Source organism: Burkholderiales bacterium (assembly GCA_035543335.1).
Classification (GTDB): domain Bacteria; phylum Pseudomonadota; class Gammaproteobacteria; order Burkholderiales; family JAHFRG01; genus JAHFRG01.
This window is the reverse complement of the sequence record DASZZH010000015.1, coordinates 47,594-72,117: the sequence shown is the minus strand read 5'-3', so window position 1 is coordinate 72,117 and position 24,524 is coordinate 47,594. Positions and strand designations below refer to the sequence as shown.

16 protein-coding genes are annotated in these 24,524 nt (G+C 57.9%); 5 read left to right on the top strand and 11 right to left on the bottom strand.

The annotated features are described in order from the left end of the window. Positions 1 to 1,193: 1,193 nt before the first annotated feature. The 4 genes from VHE58_03265 to dxs all read right to left on the bottom strand — a co-directional run bounded on the left by VHE58_03265 (position 1,194) and on the right by dxs (position 8,990). Complete coding sequence (locus VHE58_03265; GenBank protein ID HVS26306.1) at positions 1,194 to 4,211, bottom strand: FAD-linked oxidase C-terminal domain-containing protein; 3,018 nt, start codon at positions 4,209 to 4,211, stop codon at positions 1,194 to 1,196. 505 nt (positions 4,212 to 4,716) lie between these two features. After that, positions 4,717 to 5,478 (bottom strand): slipin family protein, encoded by a 762-nt coding sequence (locus tag VHE58_03260; GenBank protein ID HVS26305.1) that lies wholly within the window; start codon positions 5,476 to 5,478, stop codon positions 4,717 to 4,719. Then, positions 5,478 to 6,866 (bottom strand): nodulation protein NfeD, encoded by a 1,389-nt coding sequence (locus VHE58_03255; GenBank protein HVS26304.1) that lies wholly within the window; start codon positions 6,864 to 6,866, stop codon positions 5,478 to 5,480. Before VHE58_03255 ends, VHE58_03260 begins: the two co-directional genes overlap by 1 nt. Positions 6,867 to 7,082: 216 nt before the next feature. Continuing rightward, positions 7,083 to 8,990, bottom strand: a complete 1,908-nt coding sequence (gene dxs, locus VHE58_03250) for a 1-deoxy-D-xylulose-5-phosphate synthase (GenBank protein HVS26303.1) — start codon at positions 8,988 to 8,990, stop codon at positions 7,083 to 7,085. 393 nt (positions 8,991 to 9,383) lie between these two features. On the opposite strand from dxs, the gene ispH reads away from it, so the two are divergent. Genes ispH through VHE58_03230 form a run of 4 tightly spaced genes read left to right on the top strand, consistent with a single transcriptional unit; the run spans position 9,384 to position 14,086 of the window. After that, positions 9,384 to 10,340, top strand: coding sequence for a 4-hydroxy-3-methylbut-2-enyl diphosphate reductase (gene ispH, locus VHE58_03245; protein HVS26302.1), 957 nt, complete (start codon positions 9,384 to 9,386; stop codon positions 10,338 to 10,340). Positions 10,341 to 10,352: 12 nt separating this feature from the next. Next, positions 10,353 to 11,447: an adenosyl-hopene transferase HpnH gene (gene hpnH / locus VHE58_03240; protein ID HVS26301.1), complete on the top strand. Its 1,095-nt coding sequence runs from the start codon at positions 10,353 to 10,355 to the stop codon at positions 11,445 to 11,447. A 49-nt stretch (positions 11,448 to 11,496) separates the two neighbouring features. Continuing rightward, on the top strand, positions 11,497 to 13,254 hold the full coding sequence (locus VHE58_03235) for an ABC transporter substrate-binding protein (protein ID HVS26300.1): 1,758 nt from the start codon (positions 11,497 to 11,499) through the stop codon (positions 13,252 to 13,254). Between the two features lie 55 nt (positions 13,255 to 13,309). Continuing rightward, positions 13,310 to 14,086: a VacJ family lipoprotein gene (locus VHE58_03230; protein HVS26299.1), complete on the top strand. Its 777-nt coding sequence runs from the start codon at positions 13,310 to 13,312 to the stop codon at positions 14,084 to 14,086. A 148-nt stretch (positions 14,087 to 14,234) separates the two neighbouring features. Here VHE58_03230 and VHE58_03225 read toward each other — a convergent pair whose 3' ends face one another. From VHE58_03225 to hpnI, 7 genes are all read right to left on the bottom strand, one after another. Then, entirely contained in the window at positions 14,235 to 15,680 is a 1,446-nt protein-coding gene (locus VHE58_03225; protein HVS26298.1) for a CopD family protein, read from the bottom strand. Between the two features lie 3 nt (positions 15,681 to 15,683). Further along, positions 15,684 to 16,055 (bottom strand): copper resistance CopC family protein, encoded by a 372-nt coding sequence (locus VHE58_03220; protein HVS26297.1) that lies wholly within the window; start codon positions 16,053 to 16,055, stop codon positions 15,684 to 15,686. 144 nt (positions 16,056 to 16,199) lie between these two features. Further along, positions 16,200 to 17,192 carry a flippase-like domain-containing protein gene (locus tag VHE58_03215; GenBank protein HVS26296.1) on the bottom strand — a complete coding sequence of 331 codons (993 nt, stop codon included), beginning with the start codon at positions 17,190 to 17,192 and terminating at the stop codon, positions 16,200 to 16,202. Beyond that, positions 17,189 to 19,813 (bottom strand): MMPL family transporter, encoded by a 2,625-nt coding sequence (locus VHE58_03210; GenBank protein ID HVS26295.1) that lies wholly within the window; start codon positions 19,811 to 19,813, stop codon positions 17,189 to 17,191. The genes VHE58_03215 and VHE58_03210 overlap by 4 nt, the downstream gene beginning before the upstream one ends. 58 nt (positions 19,814 to 19,871) lie before the next feature. Beyond that, positions 19,872 to 20,741 carry a hopanoid biosynthesis-associated protein HpnK gene (gene hpnK / locus VHE58_03205; GenBank protein ID HVS26294.1) on the bottom strand — a complete coding sequence of 290 codons (870 nt, stop codon included), beginning with the start codon at positions 20,739 to 20,741 and terminating at the stop codon, positions 19,872 to 19,874. Next, entirely contained in the window at positions 20,738 to 22,159 is a 1,422-nt protein-coding gene (gene hpnJ / locus VHE58_03200; GenBank protein ID HVS26293.1) for a hopanoid biosynthesis associated radical SAM protein HpnJ, read from the bottom strand. The genes hpnK and hpnJ overlap by 4 nt, the downstream gene beginning before the upstream one ends. A gap of 19 nt (positions 22,160 to 22,178) precedes the next feature. After that, positions 22,179 to 23,348, bottom strand: a complete 1,170-nt coding sequence (gene hpnI, locus VHE58_03195; protein HVS26292.1) for a bacteriohopanetetrol glucosamine biosynthesis glycosyltransferase HpnI — start codon at positions 23,346 to 23,348, stop codon at positions 22,179 to 22,181. 105 nt (positions 23,349 to 23,453) lie between these two features. On the opposite strand from hpnI, the gene VHE58_03190 reads away from it, so the two are divergent. Then, the gene (locus VHE58_03190) at positions 23,454 to 24,518 is read left to right on the top strand and encodes a phytoene/squalene synthase family protein (GenBank protein ID HVS26291.1); all 1,065 of its coding nucleotides are present in this window, start codon (positions 23,454 to 23,456) and stop codon (positions 24,516 to 24,518) included. Positions 24,519 to 24,524 lie beyond the last annotated feature (6 nt).

Below are 24,524 nucleotides of genomic sequence, written 5' to 3'. Positions count from 1 at the left end.
AACTCTCCGGGAGCCGCGTTTGACACGAAAAATGCTCAGATGCAAGGCGCGCGACGAAGGTCGTAGCCCGGACTACGATGCCGAGGAGGGCCCGTGTAGCGTCTGCACCTGCGAAGCTGTGCAGCGGAGCGGGCCAGCGCTCGCCTTCGCGGTCGCACGTGCCGAGGCTCCACGCTCCGGCGAGCACGCAGCAGATGGGCTTTTCGTGCAAACCCGGATGGGGCGGCTGCCGCGACACGGTAAGCGAAGCTTGGGGTGCGGGAGCGGCAGCATGAGCGCCCCGTTTAACGGCGTTTCTTGCGGCAGCTTTGCGCCCCTTCCCGCGCCACGCTTCGCGAGACCGAGTCCGGGGTGCCTTTCCGGGCGGTCTGCTTTGTCGCTCGCCTTGCGAATATGCAACGGCTATTCAACGCGGCTCGCTTCGCGCATCCCATCCCGGAAAGCCGACGCCGCGGCCCCGTGGAGTTCTTCAACACCCTGCTAGCGCAGCTTAAAGAAGCGTTTGTACGTACTCATTAGATTGTGACGCCGCTAGCCCGATGGTCCCGTTTGTGGGTTCTGGTGCAACAACTTTGCGAACGGGACGCACGAGTGGGATCAATGATTTCCCCAAGCAGATTACATCATGCTAGCGCCAGGTTCCAGGTTAACGGCACGGGTAGCCGCGGGTTAACAGTTCTCCAGCATTGTCTGCCAGGGGGACGAAAGCCGGGTTATATAGCTGAAAAATCCCCTTGCCGATTCGTTTCCCGACAAACCGAAGGGAATGCACTGGCGCACCTATGAGCGGCTCTGCGCGGACGCCAAATCCGCCGAGCTTCGATCCTGGATCGGCATCGCGAACAAGCTCAACCTTTGGCGGGACCTGGGGTAATCCGTTTCGCAAAAGCGGGGCTGTTTCGCTTGTGTAATTCCTGTGTAGTCGCGCACGGAAATTTACACAAAAAGCCAGAATCCTCGGTAAATGCTGGAAGCAAAAGATTGCTCGATACGGGAAGCGAATCAAACTATTGGGAAATGGCGAGAGATTCCAGCATTCCCTACAAGCAATACTGAAAAACCTTGTGTCGATGGTTCGATTCCGCCCTTGGCCACCAGATTTCGCTGAGCGCGAAGCGTGAGGCAAAATCCACAAAGGGCAATTCCGCCCTTGGCCACCAAACGTCAAAGACTTGAATTGGCCGGACATAAAATCATGCGAGAGCCATGTCGAGCACCCTGATGATGTGTACGGCTTGGCGGCCGAGGCCATCGTGTATTTGATGGCGACAGCTGGTGCCATCGGCGATGAGCAGCGTGTTACTGTCGCTGTTGCGGATGCGGGGAAACAGTGACAGCTCCGCCATGTGCAATGAGGCATCAACGTGTTCCGCCTCGTAACCGAAGCTGCCGGCCATGCCGCAGCAACTCGACTCGATCAGTTCCGTATTCAGTTCCGGAATCCAATTTAGAACCTGCAGTATCGGCGTTATCGCGTCGAATGCCTTTTGGTGGCAGTGGCCGTGCAACAACGCGCGCTTGTATGGCAAGCGCTTGAAGGCGGTCGCGATTCGACCTGCCGCATATTCCCGAACCAGGAATTCTTCGAGAAGATAAGCGTTCTCCGCGAGCCGGGTGGCGTCCTCCCCGTAGCCATAGTGAAGAAACTCATCGCGCATCGTCAGCAAGCACGAGGGCTCCAAGCCGACGACAACCACCCCGCGTTCGACGTAGGGTAACAGTGCGTCGAGCGAGCGCTTTGCTTCGGCCTTGGCTTCGTCGACCAGGCCGACAGCAAGGAAAGTGCGCCCGCAGCATAATGGCCGACCGCCTTTTCCTTGGGCGCAGGACAAGTGCACCGCGTATCCGAGCGCTTCCAGTACGCGCTGCGCCGCGTGGGCATTGTCGGGCTCCATGTAATTATTGAAAGTATCGATGAAGAGCAGCACTTCCTTGCCGTCGCCCCGCGGCGTGGCTGCCGGCTGCGCCGTGGCACTGAACGGGAGCCTCCAGGAGGGCAAAGCGCGCTGTGCGGAGAAGCCGCACAGCTTCTCTCCCAACACAGCCAGCACAGGCACGCGATTGCGCAAGTTAAACAGCCAGCGAAGACGGGCAGCAGTCGGCGCATAACGCGGCAGATAGGCGATCAGCTTGTCGCGTAACGCGATGCCGTGCTCTTGCGCATAGGCTGCGCGGAACTCAATTTTCATCTTCGCCATATCGATCCCGGTCGGGCAATCGCGTTTGCATCCTTTGCACGACACGCAAAGATCGAGGGATTCCTTGACGGCCTCACTGGTGAAACCGTCTTTGCCCAACTGCCCGGAGAGGGCAAGGCGCAGCGTGTTGGCGCGGCCGCGGGTCACATGCTGCTCGTCTTTGGTAATCCGGTAACTCGGACACATAGTGCCGGCATCGAACTTGCGGCAATGCCCGTTGTTGTTGCACAACTCGATAGCCTTGGCGAAACCTCCGGCCGGGTCGCCACCGCTTCCCGGCGCGGTCTCGTTTTCGGAGACGGGATCACGCTGCACATTCCACGCCGACCAGTCGAGCTTGGGCAGCAGGGGCTGCATTCGATAAGCCGGAGGGAAACGCAACAAAGATGGATCATCCATTCGCGGCGTGCGCACGATTTTGCCGGGATTAAACAAATTGTCCGGGTCGAACAGCCCTTTGATCTCTTCGAAAGCCCTGTTCAGGCGCGGGCCGAACTGCCAAGCGACCCATTCGCCGCGACACAGGCCGTCGCCGTGCTCGCCCGAGTAGGCACCCTTGTACTCGCGCACCAGGGCTGACGCCTCCTCTGCGATGGCACGCATCTTCTGCGCGCCGTCGCGCCGCATGTCGAGAATCGGCCGAACATGAAGGGTGCCGACGCTGGCGTGGGCATACCACGTGCCTTTGGTTCCGTGCTTGTGGAATATTTGCGTCAGCCGGTCGGTGTATTCGGCCAGGTGTTCGAGCGGCACGGCGCAATCTTCTATAAAGGATACCGCTTTACCGTCCCCTTTCATGCTCATCATGATGTTGAGCCCGGCCTTGCGCACTTCCCAGAGATCTCTCTGCGGACCGGGGTCGCTCATTTCGACCACGCTACCGGGCAAACCAAGATCGCCCATCAGCGCGACCAGTTCCCTGAGTTTCCGCAGCAAAGGTTCTTTTTCGTGGCCGACGAACTCGACCAACAGGACCGCTTCCGGTTCACCGATCAGCGCATGTTCGATTACCGGGCGGAATGCGGGATTGCGCCGCGACAGGTCGATCATGGTGCGGTCGACCAGTTCCACTGCGCATGGGCCCAGCTTGACGATATCCTGCGTGAGCGCCATAGCCTGGTCGAAGGTTGAGAAATTGACCACACCCAATGTCTTGTGGCGCGGGATCGCTGTGATTTCGAGCTTGATCCATCTGGAGTAGGCAAGCGTTCCTTCCGAACCGACCAGCAGGTGAGCCAGGTTCACCGAGTTGTCCGGCGTATAGGGCCGCACGCTTTGCGGGTGGAAGATGTCGATGTTGTAGCCGCCGACGCGGCGCAGCACCTTAGGCACCATGTGCTCGATTTCGTCTCGCTCGCGGGCGGCGATAGCGGCCAGGGCATCGGCCAGTTTGCGCACACGTCCTGATCCCGTGAGCGCAGTCAATGGGCCAAAGTGCGCTTCCGTGCCATCGGCGAGAATTGCGTCTATGCCGAGGACGTTATGCACCATGTTGCCGTATTTGATCGAACGCGAGCCGCAGGAATTGTTGCCGGCCATGCCGCCGATGGTCGCTTGGGCTGAGGTCGATACATCCACTGGAAACCACAGGCCATGCGGCTTGAGCCAGGCATTCAGGTGGTCCAGCACGATGCCAGGCTCTACGGTGACGGTGCCCGCTTCCTTGTCGAATTCGACGATACCACTCAACCATTTGCTGTGGTCGATCACCAGCGCTTCGCCGACCGTCTGGCCGCACTGGCTGCTGCCGGCACCGCGGGGCAATACCGGCACTTTGAACTCGCGTGCAATCTGAAGCGCAATGCGCACATCGGATTCGTCGCGCGGCACCACTACGCCGATGGGCATGATCTGGTAAATCGAGGCGTCGGTCGAATAGCGGCCGCGCGAAGCCGCATCGAACCATACGTCGCCACGAATTTCCTTGTCCAAGCGGGCGGCGAGCCCAGAGGCCGCGAGGGCTTTGCGCGCAGTACGGGAGAAATAGACAGGTTGGGGAATCGGCGGGTTCATCTTGCCCCCTTAATGCTTGACGCCCATTAGCGACTGCTGCCTCTCAAAGATTGCTTTGACTCAAGCTCCGCAAGCACGACATCACGCTAGCACGGGCGCGCCGCGACGATGCATGACATGCAAATATATAAATTGATGTTTCTGCCATCGGTCGTTTTCCTCACCAAGCACAATATCAATTTTTTGTAATCTGGTGTAAGTTTTAATTTTGCATACTATTCAATATCTACGGGAAAGATTGCCTATGCTCCGTTTACATGAGGACGAAGCGCTGTTTATCGTACAGGTGTGCTGTAAACGTGCACTGTCTACTGAGGGCAAAACATTACTAACTACGGTTTACCCAGATTATGTAAATTGGCAAGCGTTGGTAAGTCTTTGCTTAAATTAACTGCCACATCTGCAGAATTGAACTGAAAATACTTGTGGGTTCGATTCCGCCCTTGGCTGCCGCGCTTTCATGACATGTTTGAGCTCGTGGCAACCAATACGTCATGCTTGAGCGTCAATTTTTGTTGTTCTTCAGCGCTTCCAATAGCGCGCTAATTAAGTCCATGGGCACTGGAAACACGATGGTGGAAGCCTTATCCCCGGCAATATTCGACAGGGTCTGCAGGTAGCGCAACTGCATCGCCTCCGGCCGCTGAGACAGTACCTTGGCTGCCTCTAGAAGTTTCTCGGAAGCCTGCAACTCACCCTCGGCATGGATTACTTTGGCGCGCCGCTCGCGTTCCGCTTCCGCTTGGCGGGCGATCGCCCGGATCATGGATTCGTTGAGATCGATCTGTTTGATTTCAACGTTGGAAACCTTGATTCCCCAGGCGTCGGTATGGGTATCGAGAGTAGTTTGAATGTCCAAATTGAGCTTTTCGCGCTCCGCCAACATTTCGTCCAGCATATGTTTACCCAGCACCGAGCGCAGAGTGGTCTGGGCAAGCTGGCTGGTTGCAACCAGGAAATTTTCCACCTGGATGATGGCTTTTTGCGGATCCACTACTCGATAAAACACCACCGCGTTGACCTTGACCGTGACGTTGTCGCGGGAAATCACATCCTGGCTCGGTACGTCCATCACCACGGTGCGAAGACTCACCCGCACCATCTGCTGGATACCGGGAATGACGAGAATCAACCCGGGGCCTTTTACTTTCCAGAATCGCCCCAGCTGAAAAATTACCCCGCGTTCGTATTCCCGCAGTACCTTCAGCGCGGAAAGCACCAGCACCACAATGACAACCAGCACGCCGAAACTAAAATTGAAAGCCATTAGGATTCTCCTTTGTCCGGTAAAGATTCAGGCACGACCTCCAGAGTTAAACCGTCTATTTTCGCAACCCGGATTTTTTGTCCACGCTGCAACCTGGCAGCGCTCTTCACGCGCCAAGTCTCGCCATGAACTCTGGCCCAGCCTTCCTGCTCGAAATCCTCTGTCACCTCCCCGATGCTGCCTAACAGCTCCTCGCGGCCGCTGACCACGGGGCGATTGTGGGCTTTGACGACCATGCCCATGACAAAAATCAGGAACAGGGCGCTCGCCATGCCGATTCCGAGTATTAATGGCAAGGGAATCCCGTATCCCGGCACCCCGGTGTCGATAAGAATCACCGACCCGATGACGAAAGCAATCACACCGCCGACGCCGAGCGAACCATAGGCCGGAAAATAGACTTCCGCGACCATGAAGGCAATGCCAAGCATGATCAACACCAGTCCGGCATAATTGACCGGCAGCAACTGGAAGGCGTACAGCGCGAGAATCAGGCAGATCAACCCCGCAACACCGGGCAATACATAACCCGGGTTGGAAAATTCGAAAAACAGGCCATAGACACCGATCAACATCAAGATATAAGCGATACTCGGGTTAGCAATTACAGCCAGCAGGCGGCTGCGCCAGTCCGGCTCGAAGGTGACCGTTTTGGCGTTTTCGGTGTTGAGTGTGCGTTCCTGCCCCAGGATGTTGAGCTTGCGGCCGTGGATTTGCTTCAGCAGGTGCGTGACATCATCGGCCACCAAGTCAATGACGCCGAGCTTCAACGCTTCATCAGCGGACAGGCTGACCGCTTCACGCACCGCCTTTTCCGCCCATTCCACATTGCGTCCTCGCATTTGCGCCAATCCGCGAATATAAGCTGCGGCATCATGAACCTGCTTGCGGGTCAATGTATCCGAACTGCCGTCTTTTTGGGTCTTGCGGGTAGTTTCCGGTTTTTCGGCGTCTTTTTTCTTATCAGGCTCGGAGGATTCCGGTCCGCGGGCATCCGGCATCCCGCCGATTTGCACCGGAGTCGCCGCCCCCAGGTTGGTGGCCGGCGCCATCGCGGCAATGTGGCTCGCATAAAGAATATAGGTGCCTGCGCTGGCGGCACGCGCGCCGCTGGGCGCTACGAAAGCCACAATGGGTATGGGTGAAGCGAGAATGTCCTTGATAATGGTGCGCATGGAGGTGTCCAGCCCGCCCGGTGTGTCCATTTGCAGCACCACCATTTGCGCGCCCTGCTCGGCGGCCTGTTCCAGACCACGGTGAAAGTAATCGGCGGTAGCGGGGCCGATTGCACCGTTTACTGGAAGGACGATGACAGATCCCGGCTCCGCGGCAATTGCCCGGATAGGTAAAGTCAACAGCAGAATGAGTAAGATGCGCAATTTGGCCATCGGATTGGCGTGCGATCCCTGCCTTTAACTATAGCTTGTTTGGCCACAGCCGGGGAAAACTAAGGAGTGCTGCGCAACGCCCGCTCATGAGCGGGGCTTAATCGGTAGTCTGGAATGCCGAAGATAATCTCGGCACGGTTGAGTTACGGGGTACCGCTTAGAAGCTTATGGCGCAGCTAAAAGCAAAAGGCAGGAATTCCGCGCTGGGCCACCAGATTATTTGCCCACTGCTGCTTTATCCGGCGACACACGGCTACCGTAGAATTTTTCCACTTTGCGCGCAATCCCGTCCTTGTCCAATCCCGCATCTGCCAGCATTTCCTCGCGCGAGCCATGTTCGATGAAGCGGTCGGGAAGTCCAATATTGAGAACCGGGATTTGCACGCCATGCGCCGCCAGGCATTCATTGACACCACTGCCTGCGCCACCGGGAATTACGTTTTCCTCGATGGTCACGAGGCTATCATGGGTATCGGCGAGCTTGAGAATCATTTCTTCATCAAGAGGTTTGACGAAGCGCATGTTGACGACGGTGGAGTCGAATTTTCCCGCGATTTCCAAAGCAGGTGCGACCATCGTGCCAAAAGCCAGCAAAGCAATTTTCTTGCCTTGACGGCGCAGCTCCGCGCGGCCTACAGGCAGCAGCGTCATTTCCTTCTGCACCGCCACGCCCGGGCCGTTGCCGCGCGGATAGCGCACCGCCGCCGGGCCATTATGACGGAAGCCGGTGTAGAGCATTTGCCGGCATTCGTTTTCATCCGCCGGAGCCATTACGACCATGTTGGGCAAGCAGCGCAGGTAGGAGAAATCATAGCTGCCGTTGTGTGTCGGCCCGTCCGGCCCGACCAGGCCGGCGCGGTCAACCGCGAACAGCACCGGTAAATTCTGAATTACGACATCGTGAATGACTTGGTCGAAGGCGCGCTGCAGGAAAGTGGAATAAATCGCGACCACCGGTTTTAAGCCGTCACAGGCCATGCCAGCGGCAACCGTGACGCTGTGCTGCTCAGCTATGCCGACATCGAAATAGCGGTCGGGGTAAACCTCGGAAAATTTGACCAGACCCGAGCCTTCACGCATGGCGGGCGTGATGCCGATCAGGCGTTCATCCAGCGCCGCCATGTCGCACAGCCAGTCGCCGAATACTTGCGTATAAGTGGGACTGCCCGGCTTCAATTTCGAAGGAACAATACCCACCGTGGGATCGAACTTAGTGACACCGTGATACTTGACCGGGTCGGCCTCGGCGGGGGCGTAGCCCTTGCCCTTCCTGGTTACCACATGCAAAAGCCGCGGCCCCTTGAGGTCGCGCAGGTTTTTGAGGATTTTGACCAGCGTGGGGATGTCGTGTCCGCTGATGGGGCCGATGTAGTTGAAACCCAGTTCCTCGAAAAACGTGCCAGGGCCGGGAGTGACCATGCCCTTCATGTGCTTTTCGGTGCGCAGCGCCAGGTCCCACATCGTCGGGAATTTTTTCAGGACCTTCTTGCCGCTTTCGTGAACCGTGCTGTAAACCTTGCCGGAGAGCAGTCGCGCGAGATAACTCGACAGTGCGCCGACATTGGGCGAAATTGACATGTCGTTGTCGTTGAGGATCACCAGCAGGTCGATGTCCTTCATGCCGCCCGCATGGTCGAGCGCTTCGTAGGCAAGACCCGCGGTCATGCCGCCGTCGCCGATAATCGCCACCGCTTTGCGGTCGCCGCCTTGCTTCGCGGCGGCGATGGCCATGCCGAGTGCGGCGCTGATCGAAGTGCTAGAATGTCCCGCGCCGAACGAGTCGTAAGGGCTTTCCTCGCGTTTCAGGAACGGCGTCAAACCGTTTTTTTGCCGGATGGTGCCGATACGATCACGACGGCCGGTGAGAATCTTGTGTGGATAACATTGATGGCCGACATCCCATACCAACCGATCTTCCGGCGTATTGAAAACATAATGCAGCGCAATAGTGAGCTCGATGGTGCCCAGTCCCGCGGCAAAATGCCCGCCACAACCGGAAACCGTGTCAATGAGGTAATTGCGCAACTCCTCCGAGAACGGAACGAGCTGGTCCTCGGGAAGTGCACGCAGGTCTTCCGGCGAATGGATGGCGGCAAGCAGCGGATACTTAGCGGCAAGAGACATTTTGCTCTGTTCTGTTCACCAATTAATTGCCTGAATCATAAGCTGAGCGGCGCAAACCGGCAACGAAATCAGCGGAACTCACCTGCGTAATCGTTTTTGTTGTCACGCAAGGCTGCGACAGACCCACAGGTCCTTAGTTTGGAAGGTTTTTTGCTTGACAGCCCTGGTGAAGGGGACGTATTATACGCCACCGCTTAATTCATGCCAACTGTTAAAGATAATCAATGATATATCACATCTTTCGCGGGAAGCCTCGTCGAAAGATTTGACTGCTGGCGGCAACGGTCGAAGAATTCTAAAATGTGCTTCACCGATGAACTTTGATCGACTGCACGGAGTCTTTTAAAGATTGCCTCTATAACAACCGAATTGAGCACTAAGGAAGGCTATTAAATGGAAGTCGTGCTGGCCCAGCCGAGAGGTTTTTGCGCAGGTGTTGTGCGGGCAATCGATATCGTGGAACTCGCGCTCGACATCTACGGTCCGCCGGTGTATGTCTTTCATGAAATCGTGCACAATCTGCACGTGGTGGAAGGGCTGCAAACGCGCGGCGCGGTTTTTATCGAAGACCTGGATGCGGTGCCCACCGGCTCAGTCACCATCTTCAGCGCCCACGGGGTATCCACCGCGGTGGTGGATAAAGCCAGGCAAAGAAAGCTGCAAGTAATAGACGCCACCTGCCCGCTGGTGACCAAAGTGCACCTGCAGGCGCAGCAATACAGCAAGCGCGGCTATGAAATCATCATCATCGGCCATATCGGCCACGAGGAAGTGGAAGGCACGATGGGGTCGGTGGAAGGCAGGGTTTACGTGGTTTCGACCATAGAAGATGTCGGTGCCCTGAAAGTCGAAAATCCCGACAGGCTTGCGTACGTGACCCAGACCACGCTCAGCATTGATGACACCCGCGACGTGATCGAGGCGTTGAAAAAACGCTTCCCCACGATTCAAGGCCCGGAACTCGACGACATTTGCTACGCGACGCAAAACCGCCAGAACGCGGTGAAGGCGCTCGCCGACGAAGTGAGCCTGCTGCTGGTGGTGGGGGCGCGCAACAGTTCCAATTCCAACCGGCTCCGCGAAGTCGGCAAGCAGCACGGCCTGCCCGCCTATCTGATTCAGGACGAGACCGAACTCGATAAATCCTGGTTCGCAGACATCAAGAAAGTGGGCATCACCTCGGGGGCCTCCACGCCGGAAGTGCTGGTGCAAAGGGTGCTCGACCGGCTCGCGACGTTTGGAGTGGAAACCACTCGCGCGATGGACGGCATCCGTGAAACCACCACGTTCCGTCTGCCGAAGTCGTTGACGCTGAAAAAAGCCGAGCAAACCAAGACCGGCACCACGTAAACAGGACATCTAATGGGCGTACCCTTAATTCAGAAATATCGTGTCGCCAAATACGTCATCGACCAGAAACTGCGCGGGGTGAAGCGCTATCCCGTGGTGTTGATGCTGGAACCGCTGTTTCGCTGCAATCTGGCCTGCGCCGGCTGCGGCAAGATCGATTATCCCGACGAAATTCTCAACAAACGCTTGAGCATGGAAGAATGCCTGGCCGCGGTCGATGAGTGCGGCGCGCCGGTGGTTTCGATCCCGGGCGGCGAGCCGCTGATTCACAAGGACATCGTCAAAATCGTCGAAGGTATTGTCGCGCGCAAGAAATTCATCTATCTCTGCACCAACGCGCTGCTGATGAAAAAACGCATCAACGAATTCACGCCCTCGCCTTACCTGACGTTCTCGGTGCACTTGGACGGCCTGCGTGAACGCCACGATGCCTCGGTGTGCCAGGAAGGTGTGTTCGACCGTGCGGTGGACGCGATCAAGCTCGCGCTGGCCAAAGGTTTCCGCGTCACCGCCAACTGCACGGTGTTCCAGGGCGAATCCGCGGAAGAGATCGCGGCGTTCATGGATTATTGCATGGAGCTCGGCCTGGAGGGTGTGACCATCTCGCCTGGCTACAGCTACCAGCATGCGCCGCAGCAGGAGATTTTCCTGCGCCGCCACGGATCGAAGCAGCTGTTCCGTGACTTGTTCAGGCTCGGCAAAGGCAAGAAGTGGCGCTTCAACCAGTCGAGCATGTTCCTCGATTTTCTCGCCGGCAACCAGAGCTATCAATGCACACCCTGGGGCAACCCGACGCGCAACGTGTTCGGCTGGCAGAAGCCGTGTTATCTACTCGTTGACGAAGGATATGCTTCGAGCTTCAAGGAACTGATGGAAACCACGCATTGGGATAAGTACGGCGTCGGCCGCAACCCGAAGTGCGCCGACTGCATGGTGCATTGCGGCTACGAGCCGACCGCCATCAACGACACGTTTGCGCGCCCGCTAAATGCGCTCAGGGTGTTTCTGAACGGACCGCGCACCGAAGGCATTTTCGCCCCTGAGCTGCCCGTTCTTTATGAAGAAACCGCCAAGAATTATATTCCGCTCAAGGTCAGCAAGCATTAGACCGCAGTCCCGCCTTTCGGGATGATTCCAAACTGACGCAACTCTGGTGATGGAAACGCTGGGAATTGCTTTGACGGCAGTCTCCGTTTTAATCTGGCTCGCCGTGCTGCTGGTTCCTTGGCGCCCCTGGTCTTCCCGGCCGTTTCTCGACGCTCGGCCCGGTGCCGATGACTTGAGCGATGTCACCGTTCTCATTCCCGCCCGCAACGAAGCGGCTGTCGTCGAAAAAACGCTTGCAGCGTTAAACATCCAGGGACGTAACCTTTCCGTAATAGTGGTGAATGATCAGTCCACGGACGGAACGGGGGAGCTTGTAAAGCGAATTCCGGCGCCCAAACTGACTTTGATGGAAGGCCGGCCTCTGGGCGCGGGCTGGAGCGGGAAACTGTGGGCGCTGGAACAGGGGCAGCAGCAGGTTACCACCCCGCTTATCATGCTTTTGGACGCCGACATTGAACTCAAGCCCGGCCTCATCGCGACATTGCGGGAACAGATGCAGAAGCATAACGTGTCATTCATTTCATTGATGGCGGTGCCGACAATGGGCAACTTTTGGGAAAAACTCTTGATGCCGGCTTTTGTATATTTCTTCAAAATGCTTTATCCGTTTCGCCTGTCGAATTCAGGGTATCGCGAAGTGGCAGCTGCGGCGGGCGGCTGCATCCTGCTCAAGAAACAGGTGCTTGAGGAGATCGGCGGATTTGCGGCGATCAAGGATGAGCTGATCGACGATTGCGCTCTCGCCAAACGCGTCAAGCTCATGGGACATAAAACCTGGATGGGGCTGACACACTCGGTGCAAAGCATCCGTCCCTACCAACAATTGAGGCAGATCTGGAATATGGTGACGCGAACCGCTTTTACGCAATTGCATTACTCAATCGCCTTGCTGCTTGTTTGCACCGCAATAATGGTGATTGCCTTTGTTGCGCCCGCCGCCGGCCTGTTTGCGGCCGGCTCAGCGACGCGCAGTCTCGCCGCCACGGCCCTGGCGGCCATGATCTTATCTTATCTGCCCACGCTCAGGTTTTACGGCAGATCGCCGCTTTGGGCGTTGAGCCTGCCGGTAACCGCTATGTTTTATCTCGCCATGACCTGGGATTCGGCGCTGCGGTATTTCCGCGGGGAGCGTTCGCGCTGGAAGGGCCGTGTTTACGACCGCGCAGGAACGGAAAAAGCCGGTTTGACATCCATTATGCTGCCCCTGGTGGCCGGTTTGTTGCTCGCAACTTCGGTGATTCCATCTCACGCGGCAGCCTCAGACAATGCCGCGGTGGTGGTGGAGCGCTTTCAAGCCACGCTGATTTCAGCGATGTCGGAGGCGCAGAAGCTCGGCTACGATGGCCGCTACAAGAAGCTCGCGCCGGCGATTGAGGAAAGCCATGACCTCGCCGGCATCGCGCAATTTGCCGCCGGCCGCTATTGGGAGAAGCTTTCCGACGAGCAGAAAAAAACCTACGTGGACGTCTTCGCCAAGCTGAGCATAGCGACTTACGCCTATCGTTTTGACGGCTACTCGGGCGAGAGCTTCAAGGCGCTCTCCGAAGAAGCCACCGGCAAGGGTGATGCGCTGGTGCATACCTTGCTTTCCACGCCGAATGGCGAGAAGATACACTTTGATTATGTACTGCGCCGCAAGAACGGCAACTGGCGAATCATCAACATTATCGTCGATGGGGTGAGCGACCTGGCGATCAAGCGCTCGGAGTACGGCAACGTCATCCGCGACCAGGGCGGCGACGTGCTGATTGCCAAGTTGCAAGGACAGATCGCGCAGTATTCCAAGCCGGCCGGCTCCAAAAAATAAACGAACCGGGTAATACTCCCGGTGTTATGACAGCCTTTATCACTGGGAAGAAGCGATGGAATCACATCAGAATGCGATCCGCATTGGCCGCAAGAACAAAAATGCCGTTTTGCCGGTGCTCGCCGCACTGGTGATGCTCGTTTCGGGTTGCGCCAACACCCCCAAGGGGGAAAACAACGGCGATCCCTTTGAAGGGGTGAACCGCAGCATCTACAAATTCAACGACGCATTGGACCGCGCGGTCATCAAGCCGGTCGCCGAGGGCTATGTCAAAGTCACGCCCGAGCCGGTCAGAAATTCCGTCTCCAATTTTTTTGACAATCTGGGTTACCTCAACACCATTCTTAACGATTTTTTCCAGGGCAAGGTCAAACAGGGAACAGCCGATTTGGGCCGCTTTCTGATCAACAGCACGGTAGGCGCATTGGGCTTGGTCGATGTGGCGAGCAAGGTAGGCATGCGGCCTCACGAGGAAGATTTGGGACAGACACTCGGTGTCTATGGCGCTCCTGAAGGTGCGTACCTGGTGATTCCGCTGCTGGGCCCCAATACCGTGCGCGACAGCCCCGGCTTGGCGATGAGCACGGTGACCAACGGCCTGTTTTATATCAGCACCCTCGCCGTGACCTTGCCGCTGGGCGCGCTGGGGGCGATCGATGCACGGGCGCGTGCTTCAAGCAGTTTGAAGATTGTGGATGAGGCGGCGCTCGATCGCTATGTGTTCATTCGCGACGCCTACCGGCAGCACCGCACGTTCCTGATCTACGATGGCAACCCGCCGCCAACAAAATTCGAAGACGACGAAGACGAGCCTTCTCAAACCTCGCGGTAAAATAACAGTACCAAACCGACCATTACCAGGGAAAACCTCCAAGTCCACCCCGGCAGGCGGTTGGTGGGCGGGGGAAGACGCAATTCCAGCCAGCGTCCCGCTCCCATCATCACCGAGAAAAATCCCAGAAGCGAGTGCGATACTTCGATTAGGAACTGAGATTTGACGGTAAGCAAGGTGTGCGAATGGGTGAGAAGCAGCGCGCCGCCGGTGATGCACAGCAGGGGAAACACAAAGCGCCAGCGTGTTTCGGCCCGCCCGCCCGCACCCGCCACTCGACGAGCGCCAGCCCAGCCACCACCAGCGTGGACAAACGGTGCTGAATCACTGAAGGGATGACCAGGGTTTCCCAGAATCCTTCGTAGCCCAGCGGCCAGCCGTTCGGTTCGCCGACCAGAACCAGAAACACCGCGAGCAGGATAAAGAGCAAAGGCCACTGCTTCGCCCACGGGAATTTTCCAGTGCGATCGAGCATGGCGGCCAGGCCCACGATCAGCACCAGCACACCCGAAACATTGTGATTGAATTCGCTCTGCATTTTGTCTAAGGTATTTTGCGGAGTGAGCAAATCGAAAGAAGACGTGGAGCTCGCCAGATATTCCTGGCGCGGCGGAGGGGCGAGACGTGGTTTCCCCGGTTTGAGCACTTCCCAGACTTCAGCAGGCGTCGCCTTTTCGGCTGCGACATCTATTGAAGGCGGCAGCGAAGTAAGCGCCGCGGCAGTGAGCAAGACAACGATCACGATGCTCAACTCGGCCTCAACAAAAACCGGCACTCGCGACAGCACGCCATGGGTGTCGCCCTGCCGGGTCCAGCGCCGCGTGAGAAAGAAATTCATCGCGCCGAGAGTGAGGGCGGCGACGAGCAATGCCACCTTGGTCAAGACCATGATGCCGTATGCCGTGCCGATTAATCCTTCCCAATCGCCGATATAACCCCACCACAGATAAATGCCGGTGCCGATCAGAGGCAAAACGGCAAGCACGGCTAGAGGTGAAAAACGCGCCAGCACGCGCGGCCAGAGCGGCGCGCCGGCGCCATTGCGCGTTTGCCGCCACAGCGAGACAAGATGAATGATGCCGCCCACCCACACGGCAGCGCCCAGTTGGTGCAGTATCGTCATTACCATCAATGGCACCGTGCCTTCGAGGCGGCTTACCGCGTGCACCAGCCAGGCGCCGCTTATCATCAGGAGAATCGCAGCGGCGAGGGATGCAGCCCAGGCGGCACCTGATGCCGGTTGTTGGATAAGCCACGCGCCGCTTAAAGCCAAAGCAAGGGCAAATGCGATATGCAGCAGTCCCGCGTGAGCGAACCCCGTAGAAAAAAACGCGGCGATGAGCCACCCGCCCGACTCATCCGCGAGCGCCCAGAGCTCCATCAGCAATCCCAGGACTTGCCCGAGCGCAAGCAGGGCGGCGCCCCAGACCAGAACGATGAGCGAACGCCTTATCGCAAGCCGTGCCGCGCTGCCGGTGTTGGCAAGCGGCAGCAGCACGGCGAGCAGAAAAATCAGCCCGCCCACCGCCGCCGACATGCCGATCAGCAACAGTGCATGAGACAGAATCGACAGAAAACCGGCAAGCAGAGTCATGTGTTACCTGGCAATGCTGAAGCGCAGTGCCCCTTGGGTGGTATGGCCGTCAGCAGCCAGCACCGAATAGCGCAGCAAGTAATCCCCCGGTTCCAGAGGCGGCAAAAGCACTTCCAGTCTTTCCGGCGCGCTTTGGCTGAAATCGGAGGGCGGCAGTTTAATCCTTTGCTTGCCGCCTTTGGTGAGACTCACATGGGTGAGCGTTTTTTCAATTTTGACGTTAAAACGCAGTTGGATGCGGTCCGGCGCCTGCTCGAGCACCGCGCTTTCGCGCGGGCTGGATTCAACCACGACGGCGTGCGCGAAGGCAAGGCCGTACCCATTTAGAAAAAAGAATAGCACAAAGGTTACGGCAGATAGTTTTGGTTTTTTCACGATTGCGAAATTTGTGTAATGCGCGCGAAACATGCGCGACTAAGCGAACCTGGCAAGAACGCACACAAAACGCGAATATTTTACCAGCTTGGGTCGCAATTCAAAATACCGCTGCGCCATTTTCCGGTGAAATGAGAACTTCTCTCAACGTCCGTCGCTTTTGTTGCGGTTTGGCCTGAACCACAGGCGGCCGCTTTCCACCGCCTGCCATCCCAGCAACGCGGGAATGCCCAGCAGCAAATCACGCACCCGTTTCACCAGGGACAGCGCCAGCCCCATTTCCGGAGAAAGGCCCAACACTTCGCCCAGCAGCATGTACGCGCCTTCCTGCACTCCCAGGGCACCCGGCACCACGAATGCCGCGCTGCGCACGGCGTGGCTCAAGCTTTCCAGTATCAGCACTTCCAGGAAACTCACGGGATTGCCCATGAAATAAAGCGCCAGCCAGACCTCGCCTGCGCTAATGATCCACGACAGAAAATGCGTCACTCCGGCGATAAGCAGCGTGTGGCGCTCGCCGTAGAGTTTCTGGATGGTGTCGTGCAGGTTGTCGATTTTCCCCAGCGACAGCCATTCCCATTTGTCGGCGATTTTTTCGATAAAATTTTCCAGCAGCTTGAACATTCCCTTGCGTTGGGCGAAGACAAAGCCGGCCAGGGCCAGCGCGGCGACGGCAAGGCCCGCTGCCGCCCAGCGCACCGTCTGTTCCGAGCTGCCCAGCAATACCAGTAGCAGCAGTCCGAGCAGCGTGAAAAAGAATTGTGCGATGGTTTCGAGCGTCAGATCCACCACCACGCTGGCGCCGGCGATGCCGGCTTTGGCGCCGTGGAAAGTGAGGATTCTCGCGCCGACAAGCTCGCCGCCGACTTGCATGACCGGCAGCAGACTGCCCACGGCTTCGCGCACCGAGCGCGCCCAGAAAAATACCGGCAAGCTGTGACGCCAGGTACTGCGCAACAAACGGCGCCAAGCCAATGAAGAAAGCGTCACCGGCAGCAGGTGAAACAGGCTCACCACCACCAGTCCCCAGCCGGCGGTGAGCAGAATATCGGATACCGCGATAAAGCCGTGGTAACCGATAAGCAAAACCGCCGCCAGCAGACCGGCGAGCGCAGCGATGGCGATGCCGAGCTTCACCGCTTGTCCTCGATGGCGCTCATGATTGCCGGCAAAACCACCAGGGTGCAGAGCAGCGCAAACGACAAGGCAAGGGTGAGTAAAAGACCCATGCCGGCCATGCCGCGGTGTTCGGAGAAAGCCAGCGAGCCGAACGAAACCACGGTGGTAAGCGCGCTGAACAACACGGCGCGCGGCGTGCTGCTGCGAAACAGGTGCTCGACGTCGAGCTCGCTTCTTTGGCGCATCACCAGGTAAATGCCGAAGGCTATCCCTAAGCCCAGCAGCAGCGGCAGCGCAATGATGTTCGCCAGGTTAAGCGGCAGGTCGAGAATCACGGAACTTGCCGCGGTTATCGCCATTGCCAGGATCAGCGGCAGCAACACCAGAAACGCCCCGGAGACGCTTTGCAATACCAGGAGCAGCAGGATTAACGCTGCGAACAAGGCGATCACGGTGGCTTGCAGGCAGGCCTGCACTACCGTGTCGCCACCTTCGACCAGCGCCACCGGCGTGCCGATGGCCTGGGGCACGACTTTTTGCACCTCGTACACAAAGCGGCGCAATTCCTTGTTGTCGGTTACATTGATTTTTGGAAAAACCTCAACCCGGGCGCGGCCGTCGGCAGCGACATATCTTTCCCGCAAATCCTGCGGCACGTCCTTGAGCTCGATGCGCTGCGGTTGCAGGAGCTTGCGCAAATGCGCCAGATTCTGCGGCAAGTCGCCTACCACGCCGTCGCGCAGTTGCTGGAGCGCCTGGTCCGGCCAGCCGGGGACGGATTTAAGCTTTTCCAGAGCGTTGGCCAGACGCTTCATGCTTGCGGCAAAAGCGGAATCGGGATTTTTCCCACCGGCTTCCTGCAATTTTTTCTGAAACTGTTCCACGGACTGGAACTCTTCATGCGTGCTCGGCGCGGCAACCCGCGCCGGAGTAACCAGCGGTTGCAGCACCAGCGCCATGTCAGCGATGACCGCAAGCTTTTCGTCCTGGTCGTCGGGCACAAAGCTGGCGAGTGTCACCGCTTTGTCCACCACCGCGAGCTTCTCCAGTTTTGCCGCGACCTCCTTGGCCTCGTTGAGGTTAGTGGTGAGGACATCAATGGTGTAGGGCGTGGTATTGGGGTCGTTCAGCATGTCGAGGAAGGTGGCGACCGACTCGGTGTTCGGATCCTTCATGTTGAGGGGGTTGAAGTCGAAGCGCACCTGTGACAGCAGCGCCAGCGAAACCACTGCCGCCAGCATAGCCGCGAGGAGGATGCCTTTCCGGTGGCGCCGCACCGGAAAGCGCAAGCGGATAAGCATGCTGCTCTTGGGCAGTTTGCTTTCCATGTCCACCGGCATGAGCTTGAGCAGCGCCGGCAACAGAGTGAGATTGGAAAACAGGGCGATGAACATGCTCACGCCGGAAATAACGCCAAGCTCGGCAAGCCCGCGGTAACTGGTGGGGGTAAAGGAGAAAAAGCTGATGGCGGCGGCGACCGCTGCCAGCGTCAACATCCCGCCCGCGCCATAGGCGGCCTCGCTTAACGCTTTATCGCCATCCTTGGTGCGATGCAGTTCTTCCTTGTAACGCATGCCGAACTGAATGCCGAAATCGACACCCAGGCCGATGAACAGCACGGCGAAGGTCACTGTAATCAAATTAAGATGGCCGATGGCAAAAGCGGTAAAAGCCGCAGTCCAAATCAGGCCAACAAACAGCGTGGCCAGAATCGCGGCCACCAATCGGGTCGAGCGCAGCCCCAGGACCAAAATCACGCACACCAGCAAAGTGGAGAACAGGCTGGCCAGACCCGCGCCGCGTGCAACACTGTCCAGCTCTTCATCCTGGATGGGAACGTCTCCGGTGAGACGTACGCGCACTCCATGTTGCGGGTCGAGCTGTAATTCCTGCGCGACCCGGCGGACGGTGTTAATTCCCTCTCGGCCCGGCTGCATCGAGGAGTAATCGAATTTGGGTTTGATAAGAATAAAGTGCCGCCGGTCGTTGCCTTGGGCCATTGTGCCTTCGATGAACTGGCCGCGCCAGGATTGCTTGAGCAGGCGCCCGGCGGACAAAGCCTCGGCGATGCCGCTGATGCTGTCCAGCATGTTCTTGAGGCGGGTGCGGTAGTCGGGGCTCAAATTTTCATCGAGTGCCCGGCCGAGCACGGTAAACAGGCCGCGCAAGCTGGGGTCCTGCGCCAGAGTGCCAAGAAATGGCGCCGCCTCGGTCAGGCGGTCGGAAAGCTGCAGCAATTCTTTTTTGTCGAGATAAAGCAGCCCGTTCTGGGAAAAGAAACTGGTTTGCTCGGGGTCGTAAATTGATTCGAGCGCCTTTGTTTCCTGCTTCAGCCGTGCGATAAGTTTTTGCGAGGCTGAATCGGCATGTCCGGCGCTGTCGCCTTCGATCACCACCACAATCAAATCGGAAAACTGCGGGAAGGCCTTCTGCATATCCTCTTCCAGCTGGCGGAAGCGCAGCTGGGGATCGAGCATTTGGTTGGGATCGGTGTCGAGGCTTAAGTGGGTTGCGGTGTAGTAGAGAAACACCGCGGTCAACAGCAAGACGATCGCCACCAAGCCTTTGGCGTTGCGGGCAGAGAACTCCACCAGGCGCACCACGACGCGGCGATACTGATTACCAAAGCTGTCTAGCAAGAGCTGTCCCCGTTCGTGGAAGCGAAGCTGCGTTGTGACTTGCCGGGATTCATGCGATTCAAGAAAAAGGTTTGGCCGGGAGATCGCCGAAACTGATTTTTTCTATCTGGTGCTGGTGCACGGCCCGCGCGACCGCCGGGCTCACCAGGGCCTGGAACTCGGCTTGATGGTCATAGTGCGCCATCCCGGGGTCCATGCCGTCCCAGGCTTCAAGCGCCGGATGGAAGTACATTTCCGAGACGCCGTGCGGCAGATGGGCAAGGAGGCCGAGCACGCGCTGTTCGTTCATCCGGCCGGAGTCGCTCATTCCGAACAGGTATTCGTTGCAAGCCACCCCGGCTTTATTCAAGCGCCAGCGCATGAGGGTTATCCAGGGCTTGAGCAGCAGCGAATTGGCGATACGCAGCGTGAGCGCATTTCTTGCGGCGCGCCAGGAATAAATGAAAGGCTCGTTAGGCAGGCGCACCGCGTGCGCGCCGTAGCCCGGTCCGATTTTGAGGATGAGGCCGAGCACCGTCGGGTGCAGATGCATGTGGTTGTGGGCGTTGACGTGATCTAGTACGAGGCCGGTGGCGCGGAACGCTTCATACTGCGCGCGGATTTCCGCCTCGAGCTGGCGTCTTACCTTGGAGCGAAAGAAGAAATTCACGCCGGCGCGGGCGAGCCGCGAGGAAAAATTCCCCTGCGTGTCAACCAGGTCGGGAACCTGGTCGGGAGGTAAAAGCGGACGGCCGCGGACGAGGACCACATGCAAGCCGACTTTGAGCGAGGGCAGGCGCTTGGCGCGCTCCACCGCATCCCGGACTGCTGCGGCACCCACCATCAAGCTCGCGGTGGTGAGAATGCCCTGGCGGTGTGCCTGCTCGATTGCCTCGTTGACGGGAAGGGATGCGCCGAAGTCGTCAGCCGTGACGATGAGCCGCTTCAAACCCGATCTTCCCGCCCGTAAAGAAAGCGAAAGAATTCCACGCCTTCGCGCAGCCGGCGCTTGGTCATCTCCCAGCTTTGCATCATTTCAAACGTGATTTCGGCGATCTTGCTCGGGCGGAAGTAGAAGCGCTTGTAGAATTTTTCCAGCGCCTTGAAAATTTCTTCGTGAGAAAGGTGCGGATAGTTGAGCGAGCTGACTTGGAAGCCTTCTTGCGCGACGATGTGCGTGGAGTCGCGCAGCAACCAGCCGTTGTCCATCGCCTGTTTGTGCAGGTAAGTTCCGGGATAGGCGGCGGCCAACGAGACCTGAATCGTGTGCGGGTTGATCTCCTTGGCGAAGCGGATGGTCTCTTCAATGGTTGCGTGCGTTTCGCCGGGCAGGCCCATGATGAAAGTGCCGTGCACCACCACGCTGAGTTTGTGGCAATCCGCCATGAAACGGCGCGCCATGTCGACATGCATGCCCTTCTTGATGTTGAGCAGGATCTGCTGGCTGCCGGTCTCGAAGCCGACCAGGAGCAAGCGCAAGCCGTTTTCCTTCATTACTTTCAGGCTAGCGTACGGCACATTAGCCTTGGCGTTGCACGACCAGGTGACACCCAGCTTGCCGAGCCCTTTGGCAATCTCCTCGGCGCGCGGCAGGTCGTCGGTGAAGGTGTCGTCGTCGAAGAAGAACTCCTTGACCTGCGGGAAATATTCCTTGGCGTGCGCGATTTCCGCCACCACGTTTCCCGGACTCCTGGTGCGGTAACGGTGGCCACCGATGGTCTGCGGCCACAGGCAGAAGGTGCAGCGCGATTTGCAGCCGCGGCCGGTGTAAAGCGAAACGTAGGGGTGCTGCAAATAGCCGATGAAATAATCTTCGATCACCAGGTCACGCTTATAGACGTCGACGACCCACGGCAGCTGGTCCATGTTTTCGATCATGGCGCGGTCGCGGTTATGCACCACCTTGCCATTGACCTTGTGGCTGATGCCGTCGATTTCCGCAAGCGGACGACCGGAGGCGACATCGTGGACAGTGAAATCGAATTCGTTGCGCGCGACGAAGTCAATCGCGGGCGAATGCTTAAGCGAAAGCTCGGATTGCACGGCCACGTGCGCGCCGATGAAGCCAATCATGAGCTTGGGGTTTTTGGCTTTAAGCGCTTCAGCGACTTTGGCGTCGGATTCAAAAGATGGCGTGCTGGTATGCAGAATGGCGAGTTCATAATCGTTGGCGAGCGGCAGAATGTCGTTGAGCGACAGGCCGCGCGCGGGCGCGTCGATCAGTTTGCCGCCGGGGACGAGTGCCGCGGGCTGGGCGAGCCAGGTGGGATACCAGAACGAGCGGATTTCCCGCCGCGCCTGATAGCGTGAGCCGGCGCCGCCGTCGAACCCTTCATATGACGGAGGGTTCAAAAACAGGGTCTTCATCATGAGATAGCGTGCTCCTTTATTTCGTTAACTGTCCGTCCCTCCGGACCGAAAAATTCTGTTCCCGCCATTGCACGCTCCGCCCAAAGAAGCTTACCACCCAAACCACGAAACTCAAAAGATCCCGAAATGGCGCGAGCCAGGCCTGAGTGGGTCCCGGTATGCGGAAACCGGCGTGTACTGACCAGTGCAGTAAAGCGCGCATTATAACCGAAACCGCCAGTAACGTTAACCCCGCGGCTTTCATGGGAAAAATCAGGACTAAGAGGGCCGAAACCGCAACCGGATAAGTGATGAAGGAGAACGCATAACCGACAGGTTGCATGGCGCGGATGGTGCGCGCCCAGCGCAGCTCGTGCAGAAACAGCGCTTTGAAGCCGGATTCCCATACATGGTTTTCAACGACGTAGGCCGGCAACGCGACTTTAAGGCCTTGTTCCGCTATGCGCTTGCCCAGCATGTGGTCATCGGCGAGTTGATCGGTGAGGACGGCAAAGCCGCCCATTTTTTCGAGTGCCGGGCGCCGTACCGCCATGGTCGCACCGAAGCAGTAGCGCAACTCCTGAAAGGAAAGCGCGACCAAAACCGAGGGGGCGAAACAATCGTTGATGAACATCGCGCCCAACCGCGAAGCGAAGCCATCAACTGGCACGCCCATGTAAAGACAAGTCGCGGCGCCGACTTGCAGATCGGCGAACGGGGCGGCAACCGCGCCGAGATAATCGCGTCCCACTCGCATATCGCTGTCGGCAATGACCAACAGATCATGCTCTACCGCGCGGTACATATTGGCGAGGTTGCTCACCTTGAAATTGGTGCCGGTGACGGTTTCATCCACGATCAGGGCAGCGTGGCGTTGCGGAAATTCCCGGATGAGGCGTTTGATGACGGCAATCGCCGGGTCATTGGGATCGCGCACGCCGAAGATGATTTGGTAATCGGGATAATCCTGGTCGCAAAACGTACGCAGGTTCTGGTAGAGCTCGGGTTCCAACCCGCAAACCGGCTTCAGCAAACTGATGGGCGGCTGGTATGCACTCGGACCTGCGCGTTGTTTCCCGAAAGCAATGACGCGCAGCAGGGCAAAAGCAAGGTAGGCCAGTGAAGCCAGCGTGAGCGCGAAAGCGATGAGGGTAGGGGCGATGATGGTGAGTTTCCTTAGACCGGTTCCGAGTGCAAATTTTAACATGCCCATCAGCAGATAATGGGGTGCAGCAGCCCTTCCAGGCGATTTGAGCTACAATGTGCCCCTTGCGCCGGACGCTAACAGGCGTGGCAACCGGGGATTTTCAAGATGCCGGATGGGCAGGCGGAGCGAGGCAAACAACTCAGCGGTGAAGCGTATCAGGAGCATATCCTGCAGGGGGTATCGCGCACATTTGCGCTGACCATCCCACAGCTTCCCTCTGCTTTGCGCAGCGCGGTGAGCAATGCCTATCTCTTGTGCCGCATCGCCGACACCATTGAAGACGAACCGGCCTTGAGCGCCGGGCAAAAGCGCTATTTCTCCGACCAGTTCATCCAGGTGGTTGCCGGTGAAGCGGCGCCTGAAACTTTCGCCGCCGAGTTTTATCCGCTGCTCTCGAGTTCCACGCAGGAAGCGGAAAAGGATCTGATCAAAAATACGCCGCAGGTCATCCGCCTCACCCACGGTTTCAGCCACAACCAGCGTGGGGCGATGGAGCGCTGCGTGCGCATCATGGCGAACGGCATGGCGCTGTTCCAGTCCAACCCCAGTCCTTATGGCTTGAAAGATCTGCCGCAGCTCGACAGCTACTGCTACCACGTGGCCGGTGTGGTGGGAGAAATGCTCACTGAACTGTTTTGCGATTACTCCGTTGGAATCGGGAAAAACCGCCAAAAAATGCTAGAATTGTCGACCTCGTTTGGCCAGGGTTTGCAGATGACCAATATTTTGAAAGACATCTGGGAAGACCTCGGCCGCGGCGCCTGCTGGCTGCCGCAGGACGTGTTTCGTGAAAGCGGTTTTGACTTGCGTAATCTTTCCAGGGAGCGCCACGATGCCGCTTTTGCGGCCGGGCTGGAAAAACTGATTGCCATTGCCCATGCGCATTTGCGCAACGCTTTGGCTTACACGCTGCTCATCCCGAGATATGAGACCGGCATACGCAAGTTCTGCTTCTGGGCGCTCGGCATGGCGGTGCTGACTTTGCGCAAAATCAGCGCCAACCGCGATTTTACGTCGGGCAACGAAGTGAAGATTTCCCGGCGCGCGGTGAAAGCGACGATTTTGGCAACACAGCTTACAGTCGGCAGCGACACCATGCCGAAGTGGCTTTTTAACATGACAGCGTTTGGGTTGCCGCGTGCCGCCTCGTTGCAAGCCGCGCCAGGATAGCAGTTC

Bases quoted from the DNA above. Each gene is read 5' to 3' on its own strand.
- hpnH (HVS26301.1), top strand. From the start codon at position 10,353: ATGGGCGTACCCTTAATTCAGAAATATCGTGTCGCCAAATACGTCATC.
- ispH (HVS26302.1), top strand. From the start codon at position 9,384: ATGGAAGTCGTGCTGGCCCAGCCGAGAGGTTTTTGCGCAGGTGTTGTG.
- VHE58_03235 (HVS26300.1), top strand. From the start codon at position 11,497: ATGGAAACGCTGGGAATTGCTTTGACGGCAGTCTCCGTTTTAATCTGG.
- VHE58_03225 (HVS26298.1), bottom strand. From the start codon at position 15,680: ATGACTCTGCTTGCCGGTTTTCTGTCGATTCTGTCTCATGCACTGTTG.
- hpnI (HVS26292.1), bottom strand. From the start codon at position 23,348: ATGTTAAAATTTGCACTCGGAACCGGTCTAAGGAAACTCACCATCATC.
- VHE58_03230 (HVS26299.1), top strand. From the start codon at position 13,310: ATGGAATCACATCAGAATGCGATCCGCATTGGCCGCAAGAACAAAAAT.
- dxs (HVS26303.1), bottom strand. From the start codon at position 8,990: ATGTCTCTTGCCGCTAAGTATCCGCTGCTTGCCGCCATCCATTCGCCG.
- VHE58_03265 (HVS26306.1), bottom strand. From the start codon at position 4,211: ATGAACCCGCCGATTCCCCAACCTGTCTATTTCTCCCGTACTGCGCGC.
- VHE58_03260 (HVS26305.1), bottom strand. From the start codon at position 5,478: ATGGCTTTCAATTTTAGTTTCGGCGTGCTGGTTGTCATTGTGGTGCTG.
- hpnJ (HVS26293.1), bottom strand. From the start codon at position 22,159: ATGAAGACCCTGTTTTTGAACCCTCCGTCATATGAAGGGTTCGACGGC.
- VHE58_03190 (HVS26291.1), top strand. From the start codon at position 23,454: ATGCCGGATGGGCAGGCGGAGCGAGGCAAACAACTCAGCGGTGAAGCG.
- VHE58_03255 (HVS26304.1), bottom strand. From the start codon at position 6,866: ATGGCCAAATTGCGCATCTTACTCATTCTGCTGTTGACTTTACCTATC.